This is a genomic window from Paenibacillus sp. FSL R7-0297, assembly GCF_038009025.1.
Taxonomy (GTDB): domain Bacteria; phylum Bacillota; class Bacilli; order Paenibacillales; family Paenibacillaceae; genus Paenibacillus_AQ.
This window is the reverse complement of sequence record NZ_JBBPAQ010000001.1, coordinates 7,001,610-7,021,269: the sequence shown is the minus strand read 5'-3', so window position 1 is coordinate 7,021,269 and position 19,660 is coordinate 7,001,610. Positions and strand designations below refer to the sequence as shown.

The window sequence follows — 19,660 nt, the reverse complement described above, 5'->3', positions numbered from 1 at the left end:
TGTTTCTTGATAGGATACTAACCGATTAATAAGGGTGATTCTGGTGAATACAGAAGTCATCCGTTGCAGTTCAAGGGTCACTGAGGTGGCCCTTTCTTAAATAATAGGAATTTATATGTTTTGGGTCCCCGCAAAGTAATTGACTAATCCTCGAAGCTAAAGCCCCACTTTGTGGGGTTAATTTAGGTTATGTCACAGAAAGGATGCATTATGAAAAACAGAAAAAACTCGCTGGGTGTAAGGCTTATTCAACTGTTTGCTGCTATAACGATACCGCTTCTTTCCGTGCTGTTTGCAGGGGGATACTATGCCAAGGAAAATGTATTAGCTCAGGTATCCAGATCCTATCAGAATTTGGTCAACTCCAATTTGAAAATGATGGAGAGCAGTCTTGAGGATATTACGATTAATCTGGTGGATATTGTCGATCATGACGTGAATTTTCTCCAATTCAATACTCCGGGGCTGACAGACTCCGATTATTATTTTGCCCGTATGGGAATTATGCAAAGAAATCAAGCCTATCAGGCCTATTATCATAGCGTGGACATGTTTTATCTGTACTCCGGCGTCAACGATACGTTGACATTATCCAATGTATTAGGAACGACGGAGGATTATATGGATGAGGTACGGGCTTGGATCACGAACAGGGTCCACAATGAAGATCATTTAGAACCGCTCCAGTACAAGTGGACAATCGTTAAGATTGCAGGGGATTACTATTTAAACCGGACAGTCGGCAATAATCTGGGCAATCCCTCCTATATCGGTGCGCTTATCCGGATTGACTCCATGCGCTCACCGCTGGGCAATCTAAATCTGCAATCCGGCGGTGATGTTCTTATCGTAGATAATGAAGGGAATATCTTAACCAGTCCTTCGGAAACGATGGGCAGCGACTTCAAGCTGCCGCGTGAGAAGTTGAACCGCAATTCTTCGTTTTCTTTTAAGCATGGGGGCGTGAAATTGTTCGTGGTGTCCAGCCAATCAGCCACCCTGGGAATCAATCTTTCCGTGGTCATCCCCGATTCAGAGCTGCTGCAGGGATTGAATATTTTCCAGATGATTATTAATGTGCTTCCCTTTTTTATTCTGATCACTCTGCTGGTCTACTTATATTATTTCCGCCGTATGGTCATCCGTCCGATTCTGGATTTGCTGGGCGGTATCCACCGCATCAGAAAAGGGTCCATGGAAACCCAGCTTCCTTCTTCTAACCTGCTAGAGTTTCAGGCACTGAATCAGGCGTTCAATACTATGGTTGTAGAAATACAAAATTTGAAAATTGATGTATACGAGGAACGGCTAAATGCGCAAAAAGCAGAGATGAAGCATTTGCAGATGCAAATTAATCCTCACTTCTTTCTGAATACGCTCAATATCATTTTTCAGCTTGCCGACCTCAAGCGTTACGAATTAGTGAAAAAGACCGTGCGTCACCTGGTGCAGTATTTCCGCTTTATGCTTCAGGTCAAGGATAACAGCATTACTTTGGGACAAGAGATAGCGCATCTCAGCAATTATCTTGAAATTCAAAAGATGCGCTACCAGCAGTCCTTTGATTTTCAGATTACCATAGCCGAAGATCTTAGGAGCGCCTTTATACCGTCCTTGATTGTACAGCCCTTTGTAGAGAATGCCATGCTTCATGGCATAAGTTTGAAAGCAGAGAAGTTCTATTTGGAAATTTCGGCCGTCCGCTCTGAAGAAGAGAACGGTACCATGATCATTGAAATCTCGGATAACGGAAAAGGCAGCAGTGCCGAGAAACTGCAGGGTTTAAATTCACCTGATTACACGCCCGGAACTGAGGAAGGGCACATTGGCATCTGGAATGTAAAGCAAAGATTGGCTATGCGTTATGAGGGGAATGCCGGGATTTATTTCAGCGGGAATGAGCCGTCCGGATTCCGTGTACGGCTGATTCTGCCCATTGAATATACAGAAGGAGAACGATAAGCTATGCGGTTATTAATTGTAGATGATGAACAGTTTGCCGTAGAGGGGCTTCTCTACTGCTGCGACTGGAAGGCGTTTGGGATTGAAGAGGTCTTGACGGAAAACAGGGCAGACAGAGCCAGGGATATTGTAAATGATAAAAAAATAGATTTGCTGATTTGCGATATTGAAATGCCTGATGAAGACGGGCTTTCGCTGGTGGGCTGGGTGAGGGAGCACTCTCCCTGGACGGAGTCGATATTTCTGACCTGTCATTCCGAATTTTCCTATGCAAAAAAAGCCGTTAACCTCGGGAGTTTTGATTATCTGCTGAAGCCGGTTGACACGGATGAACTGCTGTCTGCGGTATCGGGCATGATTGCAGCCGTCCGCGAGAAGGAAGAATATGAGTCTTACAATAAAATGTACCATAAGTATTTAAATCTGTGGCAGCAAGAAAAGCCGATGCGGGTGGAACGTTTCTGGCAGGACTTATTGTCCCGCAGCATCCTGACTTTTGGGGATTTTTTTGAACGGGAGCTGGCCGGTGCGGGTGTGGGGCTGCATCCTGGCGATCTGGTGCTTCCCATTCTGATCAGCATTGAGGAGTGGAGTAAACCCTTAAGTCCGCGTGATCAGGAAATCATGGAATATGCCGTGAAGAAAGCGGCGGCGGAATTTTTTACAGAAGCGTACCAAGGGGAGGCAGTGACAGACAAAAACGGGGTTCTGTTCATTTTGCTGTACGCCAAAGGGACGGAGGGCGGACGGGCGGCTGAGAACCTTAGTATTCAGAAGCTCATTGCCACGGGTATACGTTTTATCAAGGCATGCCAGGAGTTGTTCTACAGCATAGCAACCTGCTATGTCGGATCATTCAAACCTCTTCAGGAGCTGCCGGTAATGTGCGAAAGTTTAAAGAGCATGGAACGTGACAATATCTCCCGGACCCAATCCGTGCTCTTATACTTGCCGCAAGACCATATGCTGCGCTCCCCTAATCCGGATGACATCCGGCTCGATGATCTAATCTCTTATATGCTAAACGGAGAGTGTGAGTCCGCTGTCCGTTTTATTCATAACCTGACAGAGCAATTGGAAGCCAATCCTTGCTTTCAGGGAAGAAATCTGGATGCCTTGCATCAGGATACCTTGCAGATTATATACCACTTCCTGCAGGTAAGAGGAATCAACGCAGGAAGCATTGCCCTGTTTACAGACTGGACAAACGCCCGTATACGGGGGCTGCTTCAATACAGGCATTGGGCAGAAGGGATCGTCTCAGCGGTCATGGAAGCGGAATTCGAGCGGCAGGAAAAGGGCGGGGTGATTGAGCGGTCCATCCGGTACATCCAGCAAAATGTAGAGGAAGAGATCTCCAGAGCGAGTGTCGCTGATTATGTGGGTTTGAACCCGGCCTATCTTTCCAGGCTGTTTAAAAAAGAGACGGGCCAAAACCTTATTGATTTCCTTATTTCGGTGAAGATGAACCGCACCCGCGAGCTTCTGGACACAACGGATATGTCGGTCAGCGCGATAGCGCAACAGGTAGGGTACAGTAATTTTTCGCATTTCACCAAAATGTTCCGTAAGCAGTTCGACGTGAATCCCCAGGAATACCGGAAGGTCACAAAACGATTAGACTGAGGTTATAAAAACGGCAGAGCAGCTGCAGGCAACTCCTTATAATGAAGCCATAACCCAATAAGAAGGTGTGGAACTATGGCTTCGGTAAAAGTAGCAATAACTCAACCCGGCATCTCGCGGCCGAATACAAAATGGAGAACCTTATGGAAGTACAGGGCATTAGTTGTTCTGGCATTGCCGGGAATCCTGCTGATGTTAATCAATAACTATCTGCCTATGTTTGGTATTTTTTTGGCCTTCAAGGACCTTAATTATACAGACGGAATATGGGGAAGCAAATGGAACGGACTGGACAACTTTAAGTTTTTGTTTGCTTCAAACGACGCTTGGCTGATCATAAGGAATACACTGTTGTACAACATCAGCTTTTTGCTTATCAATACGATATTGGCAGTGCTGCTGGCACTTCTCCTCAACGAGGTCAAGAATAAATTTGCCTCCAAATTCTTTCAGAGCACAGTGATCCTGCCTAACTTTATTTCTATGGTCATTGTCGGCTACATCGTTTATGGATTTTTAAATCCGGAACTGGGGTTTATCAATAAATTTATTCTGGAGCCCTTCGGTATTGATCCTAGAAACTGGTATGCGGAAGCGCAGCATTGGCCTTATATTCTGACCATTGTCAACACCTGGAAGGGTGTGGGCTACTCGGCCGTCGTTTATCTGGCAGCCATTGTCGGGATAGACTCTGAATATTATGAAGCAGCCGTCATTGATGGGGCCAGCCGCTGGAAGCAAATGACGAAAATTACGATTCCGCTGATTGCTCCGATTATTATCATTATGACCTTGCTGGCGATTGGCCGGATTTTCAATGCCGACTTCGGTCTGTTCTATCAGGCAACCATGGCATCCGGAATGATCAAGGATACTACTGATGTTATTGATACCTATGTATACAGGGCGTTAATGGTTACCGGCGATACGGGACTCGCCTCCTCGGCAGGGCTGCTGCAATCAGTTGTCGGCTTTACACTTGTCATTACCGTCAACCTGATTGTCCGTAAATTCAGCAAAGAAAATGCTTTGTTCTAAAAGGAGAAAACCATGGAGAAAAAACGAACCAATCCCTTTATCATTATTTTCCTGTCTTTGTTTAGCCTGGCCTGCCTGATCCCGTTCTGGCTTGTGTTCATGATATCGGTCGCCGATGAAGACTGGGTAACTGCTAATGGTTACAGCTTCTGGCCCGGAAAATTCAGTCTTATCGCTTATCGGTATTTGTTTGAGGATGCCGAGAAAATATTGCGGGCCTATGGTGTTTCTGCCTCGGTAACGATGATTGGTGTGGTCGTCAGCTTGTTCGTGACTTCCGCAATGGCCTATGCCTTGTCGCGCAAAGAGTTTCCGCTAAGAGGTGCGCTGAGCATTTTCATCTTGATCACGATGTTGTTCTCGGGAGGCTTGCTGCCCTGGTATCTTGTCTACACCCGGTTCCTGCATGTTCAGGATACGTTGATGGCCCTTATCATTCCGGGTCTGATCGGCGGCTTCAACGTTATCATCATGCGGACATTCTTCACGAACAGTATACCGCCTTCACTGATTGATTCTTCCCAAATAGATGGGGCGGGAGAATTCCGTACCTACTTTAGCATTATTTTGCCCCTGTCCCTTCCTGTCATGGCTACGATCGGACTGTTCACCACGGTTTCCTACTGGAACGACTGGTTTACAAGCCTCGTCTTCATCCAGAATGAGAAGCTGTTCTCGCTGCAATACCTATTGACCAAAACCTTAATGAACGCTTCGTTCCTGCAGACGATCGCCAATAAGGCTTATAGTTCAACCGCACAGGTCACAACGCCGCTGGAATCCATTCGGATGGCGATGGCGATGATTGCAATCGGACCGCTGGTGCTGGTATTCCCTTTCCTGCAGAAGTATTTTGTAAAAGGTCTAACCGTAGGTGCTGTGAAAGGCTGATCCCGGCGTAACGCCGGATTAGTATACAAGTAAAGAATTTAAGGTAACAAACAGAAGTATTCCAGGGAGGTCTACTATTTATGAAGTGGTCAAAAAAGAGTTCTGCAGTGCTGGCATCGTTGATGTTGACTTCAGTCGTAGCGGCTGGTTGCGGCGGCGGGAACAATGCAGCGAATTCACCGGCGGGTTCAGCTCAGCCGGACGGGGCTGCCAGCTCGGCGCTGAAGCCTTATGAAGTCGTAATGGTGTTCCCCGATGCGCCGCAAAAAGACAATGAATTGGTTCAGAATACGATGAATGATTATCTGAAGAAGACTTATCCGGACCTTAACATGACTGTTAAGCTGAATCCCATTGACTGGGGGGCCTGGAGCGATAAAACGAACCTGATGATGGCTTCCGGCGACAAAATGGATTTGCTGTTTACGGCGGATTGGCTGGGCTTCCAGCAGCAGGTTACCAAAGGCGGGCTGCTGCCGCTAGATGATCTGCTCGCCAAGTACGGTCCTGATATCGAAGCGGTAGAGAAGGATTATCACGAGCCGGCTAAACGCGACGGCAAGCTGTATGGTATCCATACCCACCAAGAACTGGGCGGCACTCAGGGCGTTTATTTGAACAAAGAACTTGTGGATAAATATAAGTTTGATCTGACTGCACTGAAGTCGGGTAAAGTCGAGGAACTGGAGCCTATGCTCCAAACCATCAAGGAGAACGAACCGGGTATTACGCCTTTAGTGGCACCTAGCTTTCCGCTCGAGGCTTACTATTCATCTACGAATCTGGACTCTATTGTAAGCATCGCTGCCATCAATACCGTAGGAACGGCTGCTGATGATTATACAGTAATCAATTCATTCACTACTCCGCGGTATATGGAGCTGGCCAAGCTGACCAACAAGTGGTACAAGGCAGGATATATCAACAAGGATGCACTGACACCCGGTTTAGATGCCTGGAAGAAAATGCAGGCCGGCAAAGGGTTCGCCTTTGTGGGGGATATGGATATTCTGGCGGATATGGAAATCGGCAAAGCAGCTATTTCGCCGAATGGTTCGATTAAAGCGGGCCGTGAAATGCTGCAGATTCCGCTTAATATTGACCGTTTGCAGACCGGAAAGATGACAGCAACCATGTATGCGATTTCAAAAAGCTCGGAAGATCCAGAACGTGCCATGATGCTGCTTAACCTCTTTTATAAAGACAAGGAATTGCTGACCCTCTTTAATTTCGGAATTGAAGGCAAACATTATGTGCTTAAAGATGGTCAAATTGCCCTGCCGGAAGGCCAAACTACGGATAGCGTCGGCTATTATCATGATAATATGTGGCAACTCGGCAATCAAATGCTTAACTACACCCGGGTGGGAGAAGATCCGAATAAATACCAGAATTATGAGAAATTCAATGAACAGATCTCTTCGAACCCTTCCCGGATCTTTGGATTTGTATTTGATCCGGAGCCTGTAAAGAATGAATTGATCTCCATCGACAATGCCAATAAAACGTTTGTTGACGGGCTGAAGTCCGGTCAATTGGATCCGGAAGAGGTTGTTCCTAAGATGCTGGAGAAACAAAAAGCAGCGGGAGCCGACAAAGTAATCGCTGAAGCGCAAAAACAGCTTGATGCCTGGCTTAAAGCAAACGGCAAGAAATAAGCGGAGCTTCATCACTGATCTCATTGGTTAAGCTAATCTGTCAGATAAAGGGGCATAAACCTTCGGTTATGTCCCCTTTACATTGTAAAAGATCATACATCCGAAGTGGAGTGGAGCATTCACATGGAAAATTCAATGCTGGCCTATATAGATATGTATCCCGATCAAGCCCAGTACAAATCCGGCCAAACGGGCAACCTTATAGTCGAACTGGAGACCCGAGAGGATAAGATGCTGGAGCTCGTTGCCAAGTTCTACAAGTTAGAACAGCAGGTTGCCGAAGAAACAGTTAGAATCAGTACGGAACAAGGATTGAGACAAACGGTGCGCATTCCCTTGTTCACAGAAGATACAGAGTGGGCCGGTTACGGGGTCCAGGCTACCGTTTTTTGCGATAAAGTTGCCGTGTCAACTGCCTATACTTCGTACGATATTGCCGATCATTGGAGCCGGGCGCCCCGGTATGGCTTTTTAAGCGATTTTCGGACGGATGAATCCGGAGATTTCCGTGACGTTGAAAGTATGAACAAATTCCACCTGAATGTCATACAGTTCTATGATTGGATGTATCGCCATGATGATCTTGTTCCCCGTCAGGACGAATTTGTCGATCCGATGGGCCGGACCATGTCCTATAAAGTGATCCGTGAAAAAGTGGCAGCCTTGCACGATAAAGGGATGGCAGCCATGGCTTATGGGGCAGTGTACACGGGTCTTAAGGATTTTTTACAGGCACATCCGGAATGGGGACTTTATGACCGCAAGGGTGAGCCGTTTCAATTAATCGACTTGTTCTATATTATGGACATCACACCCGACTCCCCTTGGACCGATCATATTGTTGAACAGTTCCGTCAGGCCGTAAGGGCCGGATTCGATGGGATTCATATGGATCAATACGGCTTTCCCAAGAAAGCAATGCGCCGGATCGAAGGCAAAGAAGAAGTGGTCGATCTGGCGGAATGTTATCCGCCGCTGATTGACCGGACCCAGGCGGCAGTGAAGGAAATCAAGGCAGAGGCAGGGGTTATCTTCAATAATGTGGGCAACTACCCTATAAGCAAGACTGCTTCTTCGGATCAGGAGGCGCTTTATATTGAAGTGTGGCCGCCTGTCGTCCGGTTGCGTGAGCTGAAGGGACTTATTGATAATGCGCGTTCACTTAGCCCGGACAAGCCGGTTATCCTGTCCGCGTATCTCCCCTCCTTCTACCCGGAAGCCGGGCATGACAAGGAATGGGCCGAGAACGGGGCGCTGCTGACCATGGCCTCCATATTTGCCAGCGGCGGGTATCACCTCTTATTAGGTGAGGACCATGGAATGCTGACCATGCCGTACTATCCCGATTATGCGGTGATGCGGCCTGAATTTGCCGTTGAAGTCAGACGTTACTACGATTTCATTGTGCGGTTTGGTACGCTGATACACGACACGCAGCTGGAAGATGTATCTTATACCTATACAGCAGGAGTTAATACCGAGATTACCTTCGAAGGCAAGGTGCCTTTTGCGCCGAACGGAGATATTAATTCCGTGTGGACCATCATCAAGCGGATGCCGGGCTATCAGATCCTGCAACTCATTAACCTTGCCGGGCTTGAGGATGATTATTGGGAGCATGGCAAGAAACAGCGGCCTGAGCCCCAAACCGGAGTGGTGTGCAATTTGCTGATTGAACAGCCGCTGGAGTGCATTTACACGGCAAGCCCGGATGATCTTAACCAGGAAGTCTGTTTCCTGGATTACGAAATTGTTCCCCATGGGCAAGGACTGGCGGCCAGATTTACTCTCCCTTCCTTAAAAATTTGGTCCATGATCGTAGTAAAATACTGCTTATAGGAGTGAATGATTTGAATAGTACGAAATGGTGGCAGACAGCGGTTATTTACCAGATTTATCCTAGGAGTTTTCAAGACAGCGACGGGGACGGGATTGGCGATCTCCGGGGAATTATCAACCGGCTTGACTATTTGGAGCAGCTTGGAATCACGGCAATCTGGCTTAGTCCTGTATACAATTCACCCAATGACGACAATGGCTATGACATCAGTGACTATCAGGATATTATGGCCGAATTCGGCACGATGGCGGACATGGAGGAATTAATCGAAAGTGCCAAGCTCCGTAACATCCGGATCATCATGGATCTGGTTGTCAACCATACCTCAGATGAACATCCATGGTTCATTGAAGCCCGCAAGGGAAAAGACAATCCGTACCGGGACTATTATATCTGGCGTGACCCTGTAAACGGCGGGGTTCCCAACTCTCTGCGTTCAACATTCAGCGGATCGGCCTGGGAGCTTGACGAAGCGAGCGGCCAGTACTTTCTGCACTTGTTCAGCCGCAGACAGCCGGATCTGAACTGGGAGAACGAGAAGGTCCGTCAAGAGGTATGGGATATGATGAATTTCTGGCTCGATAAAGGCATCGGCGGTTTCCGCATGGACGTGATTGATCTGGTCGGCAAAATACCGGATCAGGAGATCACAGGAAATGGCCCGAAGCTTCATGAATATCTGCAGGATATGAACCGGGAGACGTTCGGTAAGCATGATGTTCTGACCGTAGGAGAGACTTGGGGAGCGACTCCCGAAGTGGCCAAGCTCTATTCCAATCCCGACCGGGGTGAGCTGTCAATGGTATTCCAGTTTGAACATATCGGTCTGGATCAGCAGGACGGGGGAGAAAAGTGGGATTTGAAGCCCCTGAATGTAAGCGAATTGAAGCAGGTGCTGGCGAAATGGCAGACCGAGCTGGGGAACGAAGGCTGGAATAGTCTCTTCTGGAACAATCACGATTTGCCGAGAATTGTATCCCGTTGGGGGGATGACAAGCAATACCGTGTGGAGAGTGCCAAAATGTTCGCCATTCTTCTGCATTTGATGAAGGGCACGCCTTACATTTATCAAGGCGAAGAACTCGGGATGACCAATTATCCGATTCAGGATATCAGCGAAGCACAGGATATTGAGAGCATCAATATGTATCATGAACGGCTTGCAGAAGGGTATGCCAGGGAGGATATTATTCATTCCATCAATACCAAGGGAAGGGATAATGCCCGGACCCCGATTCAGTGGAATGCCAACGCTAACGGAGGATTTACAACCGGTGAGCCGTGGCTGCATGTAAATCCAAATTATACGGAAATTAATATGGAAGCCAATCTGGAAGATCCCGATTCGGTGTTCTACTGCTACCGTAAGCTGATTGAGCTGCGGAAGAACAACCCGATTGTTGTATGGGGCGATTTTGAACTGGTGACAGGCGTGCGTGATCAGGTGTTCATGTACTTCCGCCGCTATGAGGGACAGACCTGGCTGGTTACAGCCAATTTCAGCGGGGAAGAGGTTCCGCTGGAATTGCCGGAGATAGGGCCAGCCGGTGAGTTTATCATTGGCAACTATTCCAGAAATGACGTGGACTTTAAGGAGATACAATTACAGCCGTACGAAGCATTTGCCGTTAAAGTAATCTAGGTCTTACCCCCAGCCGGGGCAACATCGGGTACACCTGATGCTGCCCCGGTTTTTGAGTGCGCCCGGCATGGGCGATAACTTGGCGGTGAAAGTCCGCTACAGGCTTGGCAGTAGGAACTGTTAGCTGAAGGCAAGGGTGTCCACCGCGAGGTGGAATCTGAAGGAAGCCGGAGGCAAACCCTCGGTCTGACGAACAGGAATCACATAGAAGGCATGCTGGGACGGACGAGCTTGCTCAACAAAGCGAAGTCCAATACTGCCCAAATCCCAGGATGTAAATGTGGCAGATGGATGAGGGGAAAGTTATCGCTCTTACCCGGGGAGATCTCACAGACGCCCAGTAGGAAAAAAATCCAAAAGACGGAGTAAAGCTTGCTGTGAGAAGTCAGCAGAGGCCATAGTAACGGAAAGTTTTTTTTTCGGGAAGGGCCGAACAATCGTAAGTCTCGAGTACATACCGGAAGGAGAGTCGGCGCGATGAAAGCAGAATACCGAAAGGGCTGCCTGCAAAGGGATAGCGTGGAACGCGAACAGTATACGGGAGCGCGGAGCGTCGGCATTCGGGAACGTAGAGAAAGAGGCGGTGCAACGGACTTGCTGGAGCAGATTCTGGACAGAGACAATCTGAACAGAGCTTACAAGCAAGTCAAACGCAACCATGGAGCGCCAGGAATCGACGGAATGACCGTAGAAGATGCACTGCCATGGTTGCAGGAACATAGAGATGAGCTGTTGCAAAGCATCCGGGAAGCAAGGTACAAGCCAAGCCCGGTACGTCGCAAGGAAATCCCCAAACCCGATGGAAGCGGAGTGCGGAAGCTGGGAATCCCCACAGTCGTGGACCGAGTAATCCAGCAAGCTATAGCACAGCAGCTGCACCCCTTGTTTGAGCCGCTCTTTTCGGAGGGAAGCTACGGCTACCGCCCAGGGCGGAGTGCGCAGCAAGCCATCCGAAAAGTGAAAGATGATGCGGGACAAGGCTACGGCTATGCGGTAGAAATCGACCTCTCCAAATACTTCGATACGCTGAACCATGAGCTGCTGATGGATCTTTTGCGCAAGCAAATCCAGGACAAGCGTGTAACCGATCTAATTAAGAAATATCTGAAAAGCGGGGTTATGGAGAACGGGGTACACTGCAAAACGGAGGAAGGCTCTCCACAGGGAGGCCCTTTATCTCCACTGCTCGCGAACATCTATCTGAACGAATTCGACCAGGAGATGAGAAACCGGGGAGTGAACGTCATCCGATATGCGGATGACATCGTGGTGCTCGCCAAAAGTAAACGGGCAGCGACGCGTCTTCTGGGGTCCTGCAGAAAGTACCTGGAGGACAAATTGAAACTCCAAATCCATACGCAGAAAAGCAAGGTAGTCAGCGTAGTGGCCCGGAAGCACTTCAAATTCCTTGGATTTGCCTTGGGAAAGAACAGAAGTGGCGTGTATATTCGCGTCCACGGGCAATCCCTCGCAAAAGCAAAGAAGAGGCTAAAGGAACTCACGAGTCGCAGTCAGGGCAGGAATGTTCGAGAAGTCATGGAGAAGGTGAAAATCTACATTCGCGGATGGATCGGTTACTACTATGTAGCCGACATGAAACGGATATTGCAAAGCTGGAGCGAATGGCTGCGAAGACGACTTCGAATGTACATCTGGAAACAATGGAAGAAGCCGAGAACAAAGGTACAAAACCTGCGCAAGCTGGGGATACCGGAGTGGCAGGCTTACCAATGGGGAAACTCTCGTCTGGGGTACTGGCGTATCGCTGGAAGCCCGGTGCTGTCTCGTTCCATAACAAACGAAAAGCTCGCACAGGCAGGATGTTATGACTTTCCTGCGCAGTACGAGCGACTACGTCAATTGCACTTATGCGGTTGAACCGCCGTATACCGAACGGTACGTACGGTGGTGTGAGAGGTCGGCTACTCACAAATGAGTAGCCTCCTACTCGATTAGGTGTGGCTGCTCTCCAATACTTGTACTGCCGGCTTACAGCTTCCGGTTAGAGCTTGAATGATCAAGCTTCCCCTGTTCCCGCACCTCTCTGTAATACTCGGAAGGTGTAACTCCAACGTACTTTTTGAACACTTTGCTGAAATAAAAGGGATCATCTAATCCGGTCAAATAGCCGATTTCGCCGAACGGCAGGTGCGTGGCTTCAATCAGCTCCTTCGCATGGTTGATCCGCACCCGGTTGACATAGCGCATGATACTCTCGCCGGTCAGCTTGGTGAAGATACGGTTCATGTAATCGTAGTTGCAGTCAAATTCCTGCGCGATCCCGCTCCCTGTAATTTTGTCCGTGTAGTGCTCGTGAATGTACTCCAGCAGGGTATGGACTTTGATCAGGGGTTTGGTACTGCTGCCTTCATGCTCTTGAAGTGCTGCAATGAAATGCTCCCGGGATACTTCAATGAGCCATTCCATAAATTTCAGGGCGGTTAGCCCGCGGTTGAAGTATTTTCTTCTATATAACTGAAGCATTTCATTCATTGCCTGAAAGGAGAGAGACAGAACTTTTTTGGACAAAACGTAATGCTTGGGAAAGTGGCAGCTTGAGCTGCCCCCTTCGGCTTGCTGTGTCTCTTCCTCCAGAATGAAGCGCCTGGCCATCGTGAGCATATCTTCCACCTGAACGAAGTTTATATCCGGATGTTCAAAATGAATATAGTAGTAATCGCAGACATGCTTTTTCGTTCCTGCATGCTCCAGATTAGGCTCCAGAATAAGGATATCTCCCTTTTTTAGTATATAGTGCGTTCCATTCTCCGTAAGGTGGAGTTCTCCGCTTTTGATGAAATACAGAACATACTCGTTGGTAGTTCTTGTAAAATGTACCCAGGGCTGCTTATAAGAAACGAATCCCATAAGTTTAATTCTCGGCAGCATCTCGATGTTAACAGCAAACAAATTATTCGCCTCCTTAAGGCTATTGAAAAGTAGCTTTTGTACAAAAAGGGTATGTTTCCGCCATGTTCGTTTATTCTAGCACAAACTATACTTTAGCTGTAATACAAACGATGTGGATAAGGGGCAGGGTGATGCGGTTGGCTAAACTGAAAGTCGGTGTAATTGGTCTTGGTGGAATATCAGACATGCATATTTCGGGACTTTTGGCGAATGAAGAAGCGGTCTTATGGTCGGTTTGTGATTGCAAGGAAGAGGTGCTGGCGAGAAGGGGAGAACAATATAATATCCCGGAAGCACGAAGATACTTAAATTACACAGAAATGCTGGCAGACCCTGAGCTTGAGGCTGTAAGTATCGGGACGCCGAATTATAACCATTTCGAAATTGCCTGTGAGGCAATCAAGCATCAGAAGCCGTTTGCCCTGGAAAAGCCGGTGACACTTGGTGCCCAGGAAGCCGCCGCATTGCGGGATCTGGTAACGGAGGCTCACCTACCGCATATGATCTGTTTCAGTTACCGGTACAAATCGGCAGTAAGATTTGCCAAATGGTTAATCAATCAGGGCAAATTAGGGGAAGTCAAGCATGTTTACGGCCAGTATTTGCAGGGCTGGGGGCTGGACGGGCAGCTTCCGCTGGTCTGGAGATTCCGCAAGGAGCTGTCCGGCTCAGGCGTTCTTGGAGATTTAGGTTCGCATTTGCTCGATCTGCAGCGTTTTCTTGTAGGCAATGTAGAACGGGTGATAGCCGATGCCGACACGATTATCAGGAAGCGCACGCTGCTTGAAGGCGATGGAGAAGGCAAGGGTGAGGTAGATGTGGATGATTTCTGTCATGTGCTGGCCCGGCTTGAGGGGGGCGCATCATCCACGATGGCCATTTCGAGATTCGCCTTCGGCCGGGGCAACTTTCAGCAGCTGGAAATCTTCGGGGACCGCGGGGCGGTTCTGTATAACCTGGAAGAAGAGGATGTCCTATATGTTAAGTTGTCCGAAGATGGCGACGAGGTCTTCAGAAAAGTGGATATTCCCGAAGAATTTCAAGTGGATCAAATGGCCGCTTTTGTGAATCTGGTAAACGGCCAGGGTGACGGATGCGACGCTACTATGGAAGACGGTTACATCAACCAGCATGCCATTGATTCCATTCTAGTCTCACTGACAGAACAACGCTGGATTTCAATATAACAGGGAGGGCATATCATGCCTACAATCAAAATCACAGTCTGGAACGAGTACCGTCACGAAAGACTCAATGAGGAAGTACAGGCGATATATCCCGAGGGTATTCATGCGGCGCTTGCCAGCTACTTGAACACGCAGGAAGATATGGAAGCAAGAACGGCGGTTCTGGATGAACCGGAACACGGATTGACCGCTGAAGTGCTGGAGCAGACGGATGTGCTGCTCTGGTGGGGGCATCTGGCCCATGACGAAGTTAGTGATGAAGTTGTCAAAAAGGTCCGGCAACGGGTGCTGGACGGCATGGGATTGATCGTGCTTCACTCCGGACATAATTCGAAGATATTCCATGCTTTAATGGGGACTAATACCGGCGCCTTGAAATGGCGTGACGACGGCGAGAAGGAGCGGATCTGGGTGATAGAGCCGGGTCATCCGATTGCCCAGGGCCTCGGACAGTATATTGAAATTCCGAAGGAAGAAATGTACGGGGAACGCTTTGAGATTCCGGCGCCGGATGAGCTTATATTCATTTCCTGGTTCGAAGGCGGAGAAGTGTTCCGCAGCGGCTGCTGCTATAAGCGCGGACAAGGCAATATCTTTTACTTTAGACCCGGGCATGAGACTTTCCCGGTCTATCATCAGCCTGAGGTGCTTCAGGTTATCAGTAACAGTGTTCGGTGGGCGGCAAAAAGCGGGCACATCCAAGTCTCTTACGGGCGTGTAGCGCCGCTGGAACTTATTCGCTGATAAAAATCGGCGTAATTCAGAGAAGTTGGCGATGATGAAAAGTCGTTCATGGGAATTATTCGATGAACGGCTTTTTGCTGTTCAATCCAAATGCAGCGGGAATGTGAGAGCAGCGGATATCCTATCCTGCTGTGTTCTCCGCGTCACAGAGGGAAAGGCGAGGGCTGGGCGGAGCGAAACCGCCGTTGCTGGTCAATTGGTTAAACGCCATTCCCGATCTGTACGAATCGGGAACGATCGTAATTGGTTTATTTTTTTTGACATCGTTTCGTGGTGTCCACAACCTCAAGACGTTTGGACGAGTAGGGTGGGCGGGGACTCATCATTGTGGCCAGTATTCAAGATTTGTCGGAAATAACGGCGGCAGGAAGAGCATGATTCGAAATCTGACTGTAGACACGCTTGGCATTAGCGTTAACATTGACCCTGATGCTTTGATTTTTTAGTCAGAAAAAAGGTAATAATTATTAGAGAATTAGAAAATTTTCTTATGACTCTATTGGTTACTTAAGCTATAATTAGGTCTAAAAAAGAAAATGGGGTTAGTAAATGAATCAGTTTAAAGGTGACAAAAATATGCTCACGGAGAAGAAGGAGCGATTTTCTTCCAGTGGTTTTATTTTCGCTGCCATCGGCAGCTCTGTTGGTCTAGGGAATATGTGGAAGTTCCCTTATATTACAGGGGAAAATGGCGGTGCGGCTTTCTTCCTTCTCTTCATCGTCTGTCTGGTACTGATCGGCTTGCCGGTGCTGCTGGCCGAACTGGCCATCGGACGCAGCGGACGCGGAAGCGCGGCGACTTCGTTCATACGTGCCGGAGGCGGGAAAGGCTGGAAGGCAGCCGGAATTCTGCAAGTGGTGGCACCTTTTTTAATCCTCTCCTTTTATATTATTGTTGCAGGCTGGACGCTGAACTATGCGATGATTGCCTTCAATGGACAACTGTTCAGTACTAATGATTACGCAGGTGAATTTGGCTCCTTTATCTCAGGGTATATGCCGATTGTCTGGCAGGGCGTAGCCATCCTGATTACGGCTGGCGTAGTCATCCTTGGGGTTTCGGGCGGGATTGAGAAATTCAACAAAGTATTGATTCCCAGCCTAATCGTTCTCCTCATTGTGTTGATGATTCGCGCGCTAACCTTGCCGGGTGCAGACCAAGGTGTATCCTTCTTCCTCAAACCGGACTTCTCGGTGCTGACGGCGGAATCTGCGCTGGTCGCCTTGGGACATGCCTTCTTCTCATTGTCGCTCGGGATGGGGATTCTACTGACTTACGGTTCTTATGTGGATAAAAATCAGTCGCTGGGTACCGCTGCATTTGCGATTGGCGCCGGAGATTTGCTATATGCGTTTATCGCCGGATTGATTATTTTCCCGACGACGTTTTCGTTTGGCATTGCCCCCGATCAAGGGCCTTCGCTGATTTTTATCGCTCTGCCAGCGGCTTTCTCAGCTATGCCTTTCGGTGCGTTCTTCGGCGGTCTGTTCTTCATCCTGCTGGCGATTGCTGCTTTGACCTCGGCCGTATCCCTGCTAGAAGTACCAGTATCCTTCGCGATGGAGCGCTGGAACTGGAGCCGCCAACGTTCGGTCTGGATCTTGTCTCTGCTCTGTTTCCTGCTCGGTGTTCCTTCAGCGATGTCGCTGGGGATGTTCCCTGGGCTTACGTTTGGTGGCAAAGCCCTGTTTGACTGGATGGATTTCATCACCTCCAACATTATGCTGCCGGTTGGCGGTCTGCTGATTACCATTTTTGCCGGATTTTTCTGGAAAGGGGCAGCGGAAGCAGCTGGACTACAGGCACGCTGGTTCCGCATCTGGTTGTTCATGCTCCGGTATGTTGCGCCTGTTCTGGTGTTCCTGGTGTTGCTCCATACCTCGGGAATTCTCACCTTCTAATTCAACAACCATTCATCTGCAGAATGAATAATCAACGGGGTGCCCCGAGCCATTTCATGGCTTTCTGGACACCCCCTTTTTGAATGAATTGTTTCTTTTCCTTATAAAACTCATGATACAGTATGGATTAGTCAGGTTTTTTCCAGATGCCCTCCACTATGGAGAAATAGAGAATGTTTCTTTAAACAGCTTTCTGAAATATACCTCGCTCATATATGACATTTCTGCAAGCTTTCTAACCGTAATAGAAGAATCCGTATAGTGACTATGAATATAATATTGCTCGCACCGGAGGTTTTCAATTCATTCTGTATCATTGCAAGAATTTCGTGAAACTGTGCAGAGCAATGATATTGATATCCTGCTTTCAAAAGCTTTTCTAAACTCCGAATAATCTTTGGGGATGACCACCTGCTGATGCTGTTGTTGAATATTGTCTGAAAACCCATATAAGAATGAAGGGCCATCCCCTATTCTGGCAGGAATTTATACCAGCATGGTTGTAAAGAGACTAAAAGAAATAGCTCAAAGATATGAAATGATACAGTGGGTGCTTCGTTCTATGATTATAGAGGTGAATATAGCGGTTATTCTCAGAATAATTAAGACATGCTGCAAAAAGGGATAAGAATAGACGAAATAAGGACCGCAATAAATATGTAATGTCGGATGATAGCTATTCGCAAGCCCTTCTAGGATCCATTCCATAGTAAATCCTGTTCACCATAGCTCGTACCTATTTACCCGTACATGCACTTCTAGGCATCTACCCACATACAATAAAGAGACCATGAACCCGTAGTTCTCGACTACAGATCGGTTTCATTGTACATGTGCGGGAGGTGTCGCCAAGTTGCCAGGAATCATAAGCACGATTGCACTGCTGATCAAAGAACTGACGCTGCTGGTATCTTACGTAAGGAACAATGCTTTCCCCCAACCTTTATCGGAGCAGGATGAGAGCAAATACTTAGGGATGATGGCCGAGGGGGACGCCAAAGCACGGAATTTGCTGATCGAACACAACTTGAGACTCGTAGCGCATATAGTAAAAAAATTCGACAACACCGGCGAAGACATGGAGGACCTGATCTCCATCGGCACCATTGGGCTGATTAAGGCGATTGAAAGTTATCGGCCTAATAAGGGCACGAAGCTGGCGACTTTTGCTGCCCGCTGTATTGAAAACGAAATCCTGATGCATCTCCGGTCGCTGAAAAAGACCCGGAAAGACGTGTCTCTGCACGATCCGATTGGGACAGACAAAGAAGGGAACGAGATCACGCTGATCGATATCCTCGGGTCTGAGGCGGATGATGTAATTAAGGAAGTCGACCTTAAAATCGAGAAGAGCAAGATATACCGTAATCTTGATATATTGGATGATCGCGAGAAAGAGGTCGTGGTCGGCCGCTTCGGTCTGGACACCGGCGGTGAAGAGCGGACGCAGCGGGAGATTGCGAAGGACTTAGGGATCTCGCGGAGTTATGTGTCGCGGATAGAGAAGCGGGCGCTCATGAAGCTGTATCATGAGTTTTATAAGGCGAAGCGGTGAGGTTAGAAGTTGCCTGTGGGAATGAGACATTAGATGTCTCGATCCTGCAGGTTATTTGTGATTTCTAAGTTAGGAATTCAAAATTCACTGTATTGTGCTTAAGCTTTAGGCGGATATAAAATGCGCTGTACTGTAGTATACTCGAACTATAAGTACGGGAAAGATCGAGAATATGAATGAACAGGACTTCATCCATGAATGAGACAAAGGCAACGATGTTTGTGTTTGCCGGTAATAATGGGCATCCTGAAAAGAGTAAAGTATCTGCTGGAAAAGAAGCCATAAGAATAGCCAGGGAATGTATCCGGAATAAGTGGGACTTCACCGTGGAAACTACTTTAGCCGGTGGTAACGTTGTAAGGCAGATGAGAGCTGCAAAGGAACAAGGCTTTAAAATTATTATTTTTTATGTAGGTTAGGAGATATTCGGTTAAATATTGAACGTGTTGCTTTGCGCGTGAAAAACGGTGGTCATCATATTGAAACCGAGGATATTGTTAGACGCAATGTAACAAGTATGAATAACCTGTTATCTCACTTAGACCTGATTGATCAATTAATTGTTGTTGATAATAGTAAAGCTGATGGGGAATTTATTCTTGAAGCAGATCAAAGCGGGATAAAATATTATTTAAAGGAATTACCTGAATGGGTCAAAATAATTGATAAACAATTACAGATTAAATACAAAACGTAAAAGAACCA

Annotated in this window: 16 protein-coding genes; 14 read left to right on the top strand and 2 right to left on the bottom strand. The window is 47.8% G+C overall.

Going from position 1 to position 19,660, the window contains the following annotated elements; all coding sequences use genetic code 11:
* Positions 1 to 210: 210 nt before the first annotated feature.
* From MKZ24_RS30375 to ltrA, 8 genes are all read left to right on the top strand, one after another.
* Complete coding sequence (locus MKZ24_RS30375) at positions 211 to 1,962, top strand: sensor histidine kinase (RefSeq protein ID WP_042233506.1); 1,752 nt, start codon at positions 211 to 213, stop codon at positions 1,960 to 1,962.
* A gap of 3 nt (positions 1,963 to 1,965) precedes the next feature.
* Entirely contained in the window at positions 1,966 to 3,588 is a 1,623-nt protein-coding gene (locus MKZ24_RS30370) for a helix-turn-helix domain-containing protein (protein ID WP_042233508.1), read from the top strand.
* Positions 3,589 to 3,663: 75 nt separating this feature from the next.
* Entirely contained in the window at positions 3,664 to 4,626 is a 963-nt protein-coding gene (locus MKZ24_RS30365) for an ABC transporter permease (RefSeq protein ID WP_042233510.1), read from the top strand.
* A gap of 12 nt (positions 4,627 to 4,638) precedes the next feature.
* Entirely contained in the window at positions 4,639 to 5,517 is an 879-nt protein-coding gene (locus tag MKZ24_RS30360; protein WP_340789524.1) for a carbohydrate ABC transporter permease, read from the top strand.
* An 80-nt stretch (positions 5,518 to 5,597) separates the two neighbouring features.
* Positions 5,598 to 7,175 carry an ABC transporter substrate-binding protein gene (locus MKZ24_RS30355; protein ID WP_340789522.1) on the top strand — a complete coding sequence of 526 codons (1,578 nt, stop codon included), beginning with the start codon at positions 5,598 to 5,600 and terminating at the stop codon, positions 7,173 to 7,175.
* Positions 7,176 to 7,298: 123 nt separating this feature from the next.
* Positions 7,299 to 9,014: a glycoside hydrolase family 66 protein gene (locus MKZ24_RS30350; RefSeq protein ID WP_052416074.1), complete on the top strand. Its 1,716-nt coding sequence runs from the start codon at positions 7,299 to 7,301 to the stop codon at positions 9,012 to 9,014.
* A gap of 11 nt (positions 9,015 to 9,025) precedes the next feature.
* Positions 9,026 to 10,657, top strand: a complete 1,632-nt coding sequence (locus MKZ24_RS30345; protein WP_042233515.1) for a glycoside hydrolase family 13 protein — start codon at positions 9,026 to 9,028, stop codon at positions 10,655 to 10,657.
* 477 nt (positions 10,658 to 11,134) lie between these two features.
* Positions 11,135 to 12,535: a group II intron reverse transcriptase/maturase gene (gene ltrA, locus MKZ24_RS30340; RefSeq protein ID WP_042233517.1), complete on the top strand. Its 1,401-nt coding sequence runs from the start codon at positions 11,135 to 11,137 to the stop codon at positions 12,533 to 12,535.
* 111 nt (positions 12,536 to 12,646) lie between these two features.
* Here the strand turns inward: ltrA and MKZ24_RS30335 are convergent, their stop codons facing one another.
* Positions 12,647 to 13,567 carry an AraC family transcriptional regulator gene (locus MKZ24_RS30335; protein ID WP_042233518.1) on the bottom strand — a complete coding sequence of 307 codons (921 nt, stop codon included), beginning with the start codon at positions 13,565 to 13,567 and terminating at the stop codon, positions 12,647 to 12,649.
* A 131-nt stretch (positions 13,568 to 13,698) separates the two neighbouring features.
* Between MKZ24_RS30335 and MKZ24_RS30330 the strand changes: the two genes are divergently transcribed.
* The 3 genes from MKZ24_RS30330 (at position 13,699) to MKZ24_RS30320 (ending at position 17,400) form a co-directional block, all read left to right on the top strand.
* Positions 13,699 to 14,754, top strand: coding sequence for a Gfo/Idh/MocA family protein (locus MKZ24_RS30330; RefSeq protein WP_231637798.1), 1,056 nt, complete (start codon positions 13,699 to 13,701; stop codon positions 14,752 to 14,754).
* 15 nt (positions 14,755 to 14,769) lie between these two features.
* Positions 14,770 to 15,498 carry a ThuA domain-containing protein gene (locus tag MKZ24_RS30325; RefSeq protein WP_340789516.1) on the top strand — a complete coding sequence of 243 codons (729 nt, stop codon included), beginning with the start codon at positions 14,770 to 14,772 and terminating at the stop codon, positions 15,496 to 15,498.
* Positions 15,499 to 16,047: 549 nt separating this feature from the next.
* Positions 16,048 to 17,400, top strand: a complete 1,353-nt coding sequence (locus MKZ24_RS30320; RefSeq protein ID WP_340789514.1) for a sodium-dependent transporter — start codon at positions 16,048 to 16,050, stop codon at positions 17,398 to 17,400.
* A gap of 156 nt (positions 17,401 to 17,556) precedes the next feature.
* Here MKZ24_RS30320 and MKZ24_RS33195 read toward each other — a convergent pair whose 3' ends face one another.
* A complete protein-coding gene (locus tag MKZ24_RS33195; protein WP_445253830.1) occupies positions 17,557 to 17,673 on the bottom strand; it encodes a helix-turn-helix transcriptional regulator in 117 nt (38 codons plus the stop codon).
* A 580-nt stretch (positions 17,674 to 18,253) separates the two neighbouring features.
* Here MKZ24_RS33195 and sigK point away from each other — a divergent pair.
* From sigK to MKZ24_RS30305, 3 genes are all read left to right on the top strand, one after another.
* Positions 18,254 to 18,955, top strand: a complete 702-nt coding sequence (gene sigK, locus MKZ24_RS30315; RefSeq protein ID WP_042233525.1) for an RNA polymerase sporulation sigma factor SigK — start codon at positions 18,254 to 18,256, stop codon at positions 18,953 to 18,955.
* Positions 18,956 to 19,149: 194 nt separating this feature from the next.
* A complete protein-coding gene (locus MKZ24_RS30310) occupies positions 19,150 to 19,374 on the top strand; it encodes a hypothetical protein (RefSeq protein WP_340789511.1) in 225 nt (74 codons plus the stop codon).
* Between the two features lie 38 nt (positions 19,375 to 19,412).
* On the top strand, positions 19,413 to 19,652 hold the full coding sequence (locus tag MKZ24_RS30305) for a hypothetical protein (RefSeq protein ID WP_340789510.1): 240 nt from the start codon (positions 19,413 to 19,415) through the stop codon (positions 19,650 to 19,652).
* Positions 19,653 to 19,660: the final 8 nt, after the last annotated feature.

Coding starts and splice junctions, on each gene's coding strand:
- MKZ24_RS30375 (WP_042233506.1), top strand. CDS start 211: ATGAAAAACAGAAAAAACTCGCTGGGTGTAAGGCTTATTCAACTGTTT.
- MKZ24_RS30370 (WP_042233508.1), top strand. CDS start 1,966: ATGCGGTTATTAATTGTAGATGATGAACAGTTTGCCGTAGAGGGGCTT.
- MKZ24_RS30365 (WP_042233510.1), top strand. CDS start 3,664: ATGGCTTCGGTAAAAGTAGCAATAACTCAACCCGGCATCTCGCGGCCG.
- MKZ24_RS30360 (WP_340789524.1), top strand. CDS start 4,639: ATGGAGAAAAAACGAACCAATCCCTTTATCATTATTTTCCTGTCTTTG.
- MKZ24_RS30355 (WP_340789522.1), top strand. CDS start 5,598: ATGAAGTGGTCAAAAAAGAGTTCTGCAGTGCTGGCATCGTTGATGTTG.
- MKZ24_RS30350 (WP_052416074.1), top strand. CDS start 7,299: ATGGAAAATTCAATGCTGGCCTATATAGATATGTATCCCGATCAAGCC.
- ltrA (WP_042233517.1), top strand. CDS start 11,135: ATGAAAGCAGAATACCGAAAGGGCTGCCTGCAAAGGGATAGCGTGGAA.
- MKZ24_RS30330 (WP_231637798.1), top strand. CDS start 13,699: ATGCGGTTGGCTAAACTGAAAGTCGGTGTAATTGGTCTTGGTGGAATA.
- MKZ24_RS30325 (WP_340789516.1), top strand. CDS start 14,770: ATGCCTACAATCAAAATCACAGTCTGGAACGAGTACCGTCACGAAAGA.
- MKZ24_RS30320 (WP_340789514.1), top strand. CDS start 16,048: ATGAATCAGTTTAAAGGTGACAAAAATATGCTCACGGAGAAGAAGGAG.
- MKZ24_RS30310 (WP_340789511.1), top strand. CDS start 19,150: ATGAATGAGACAAAGGCAACGATGTTTGTGTTTGCCGGTAATAATGGG.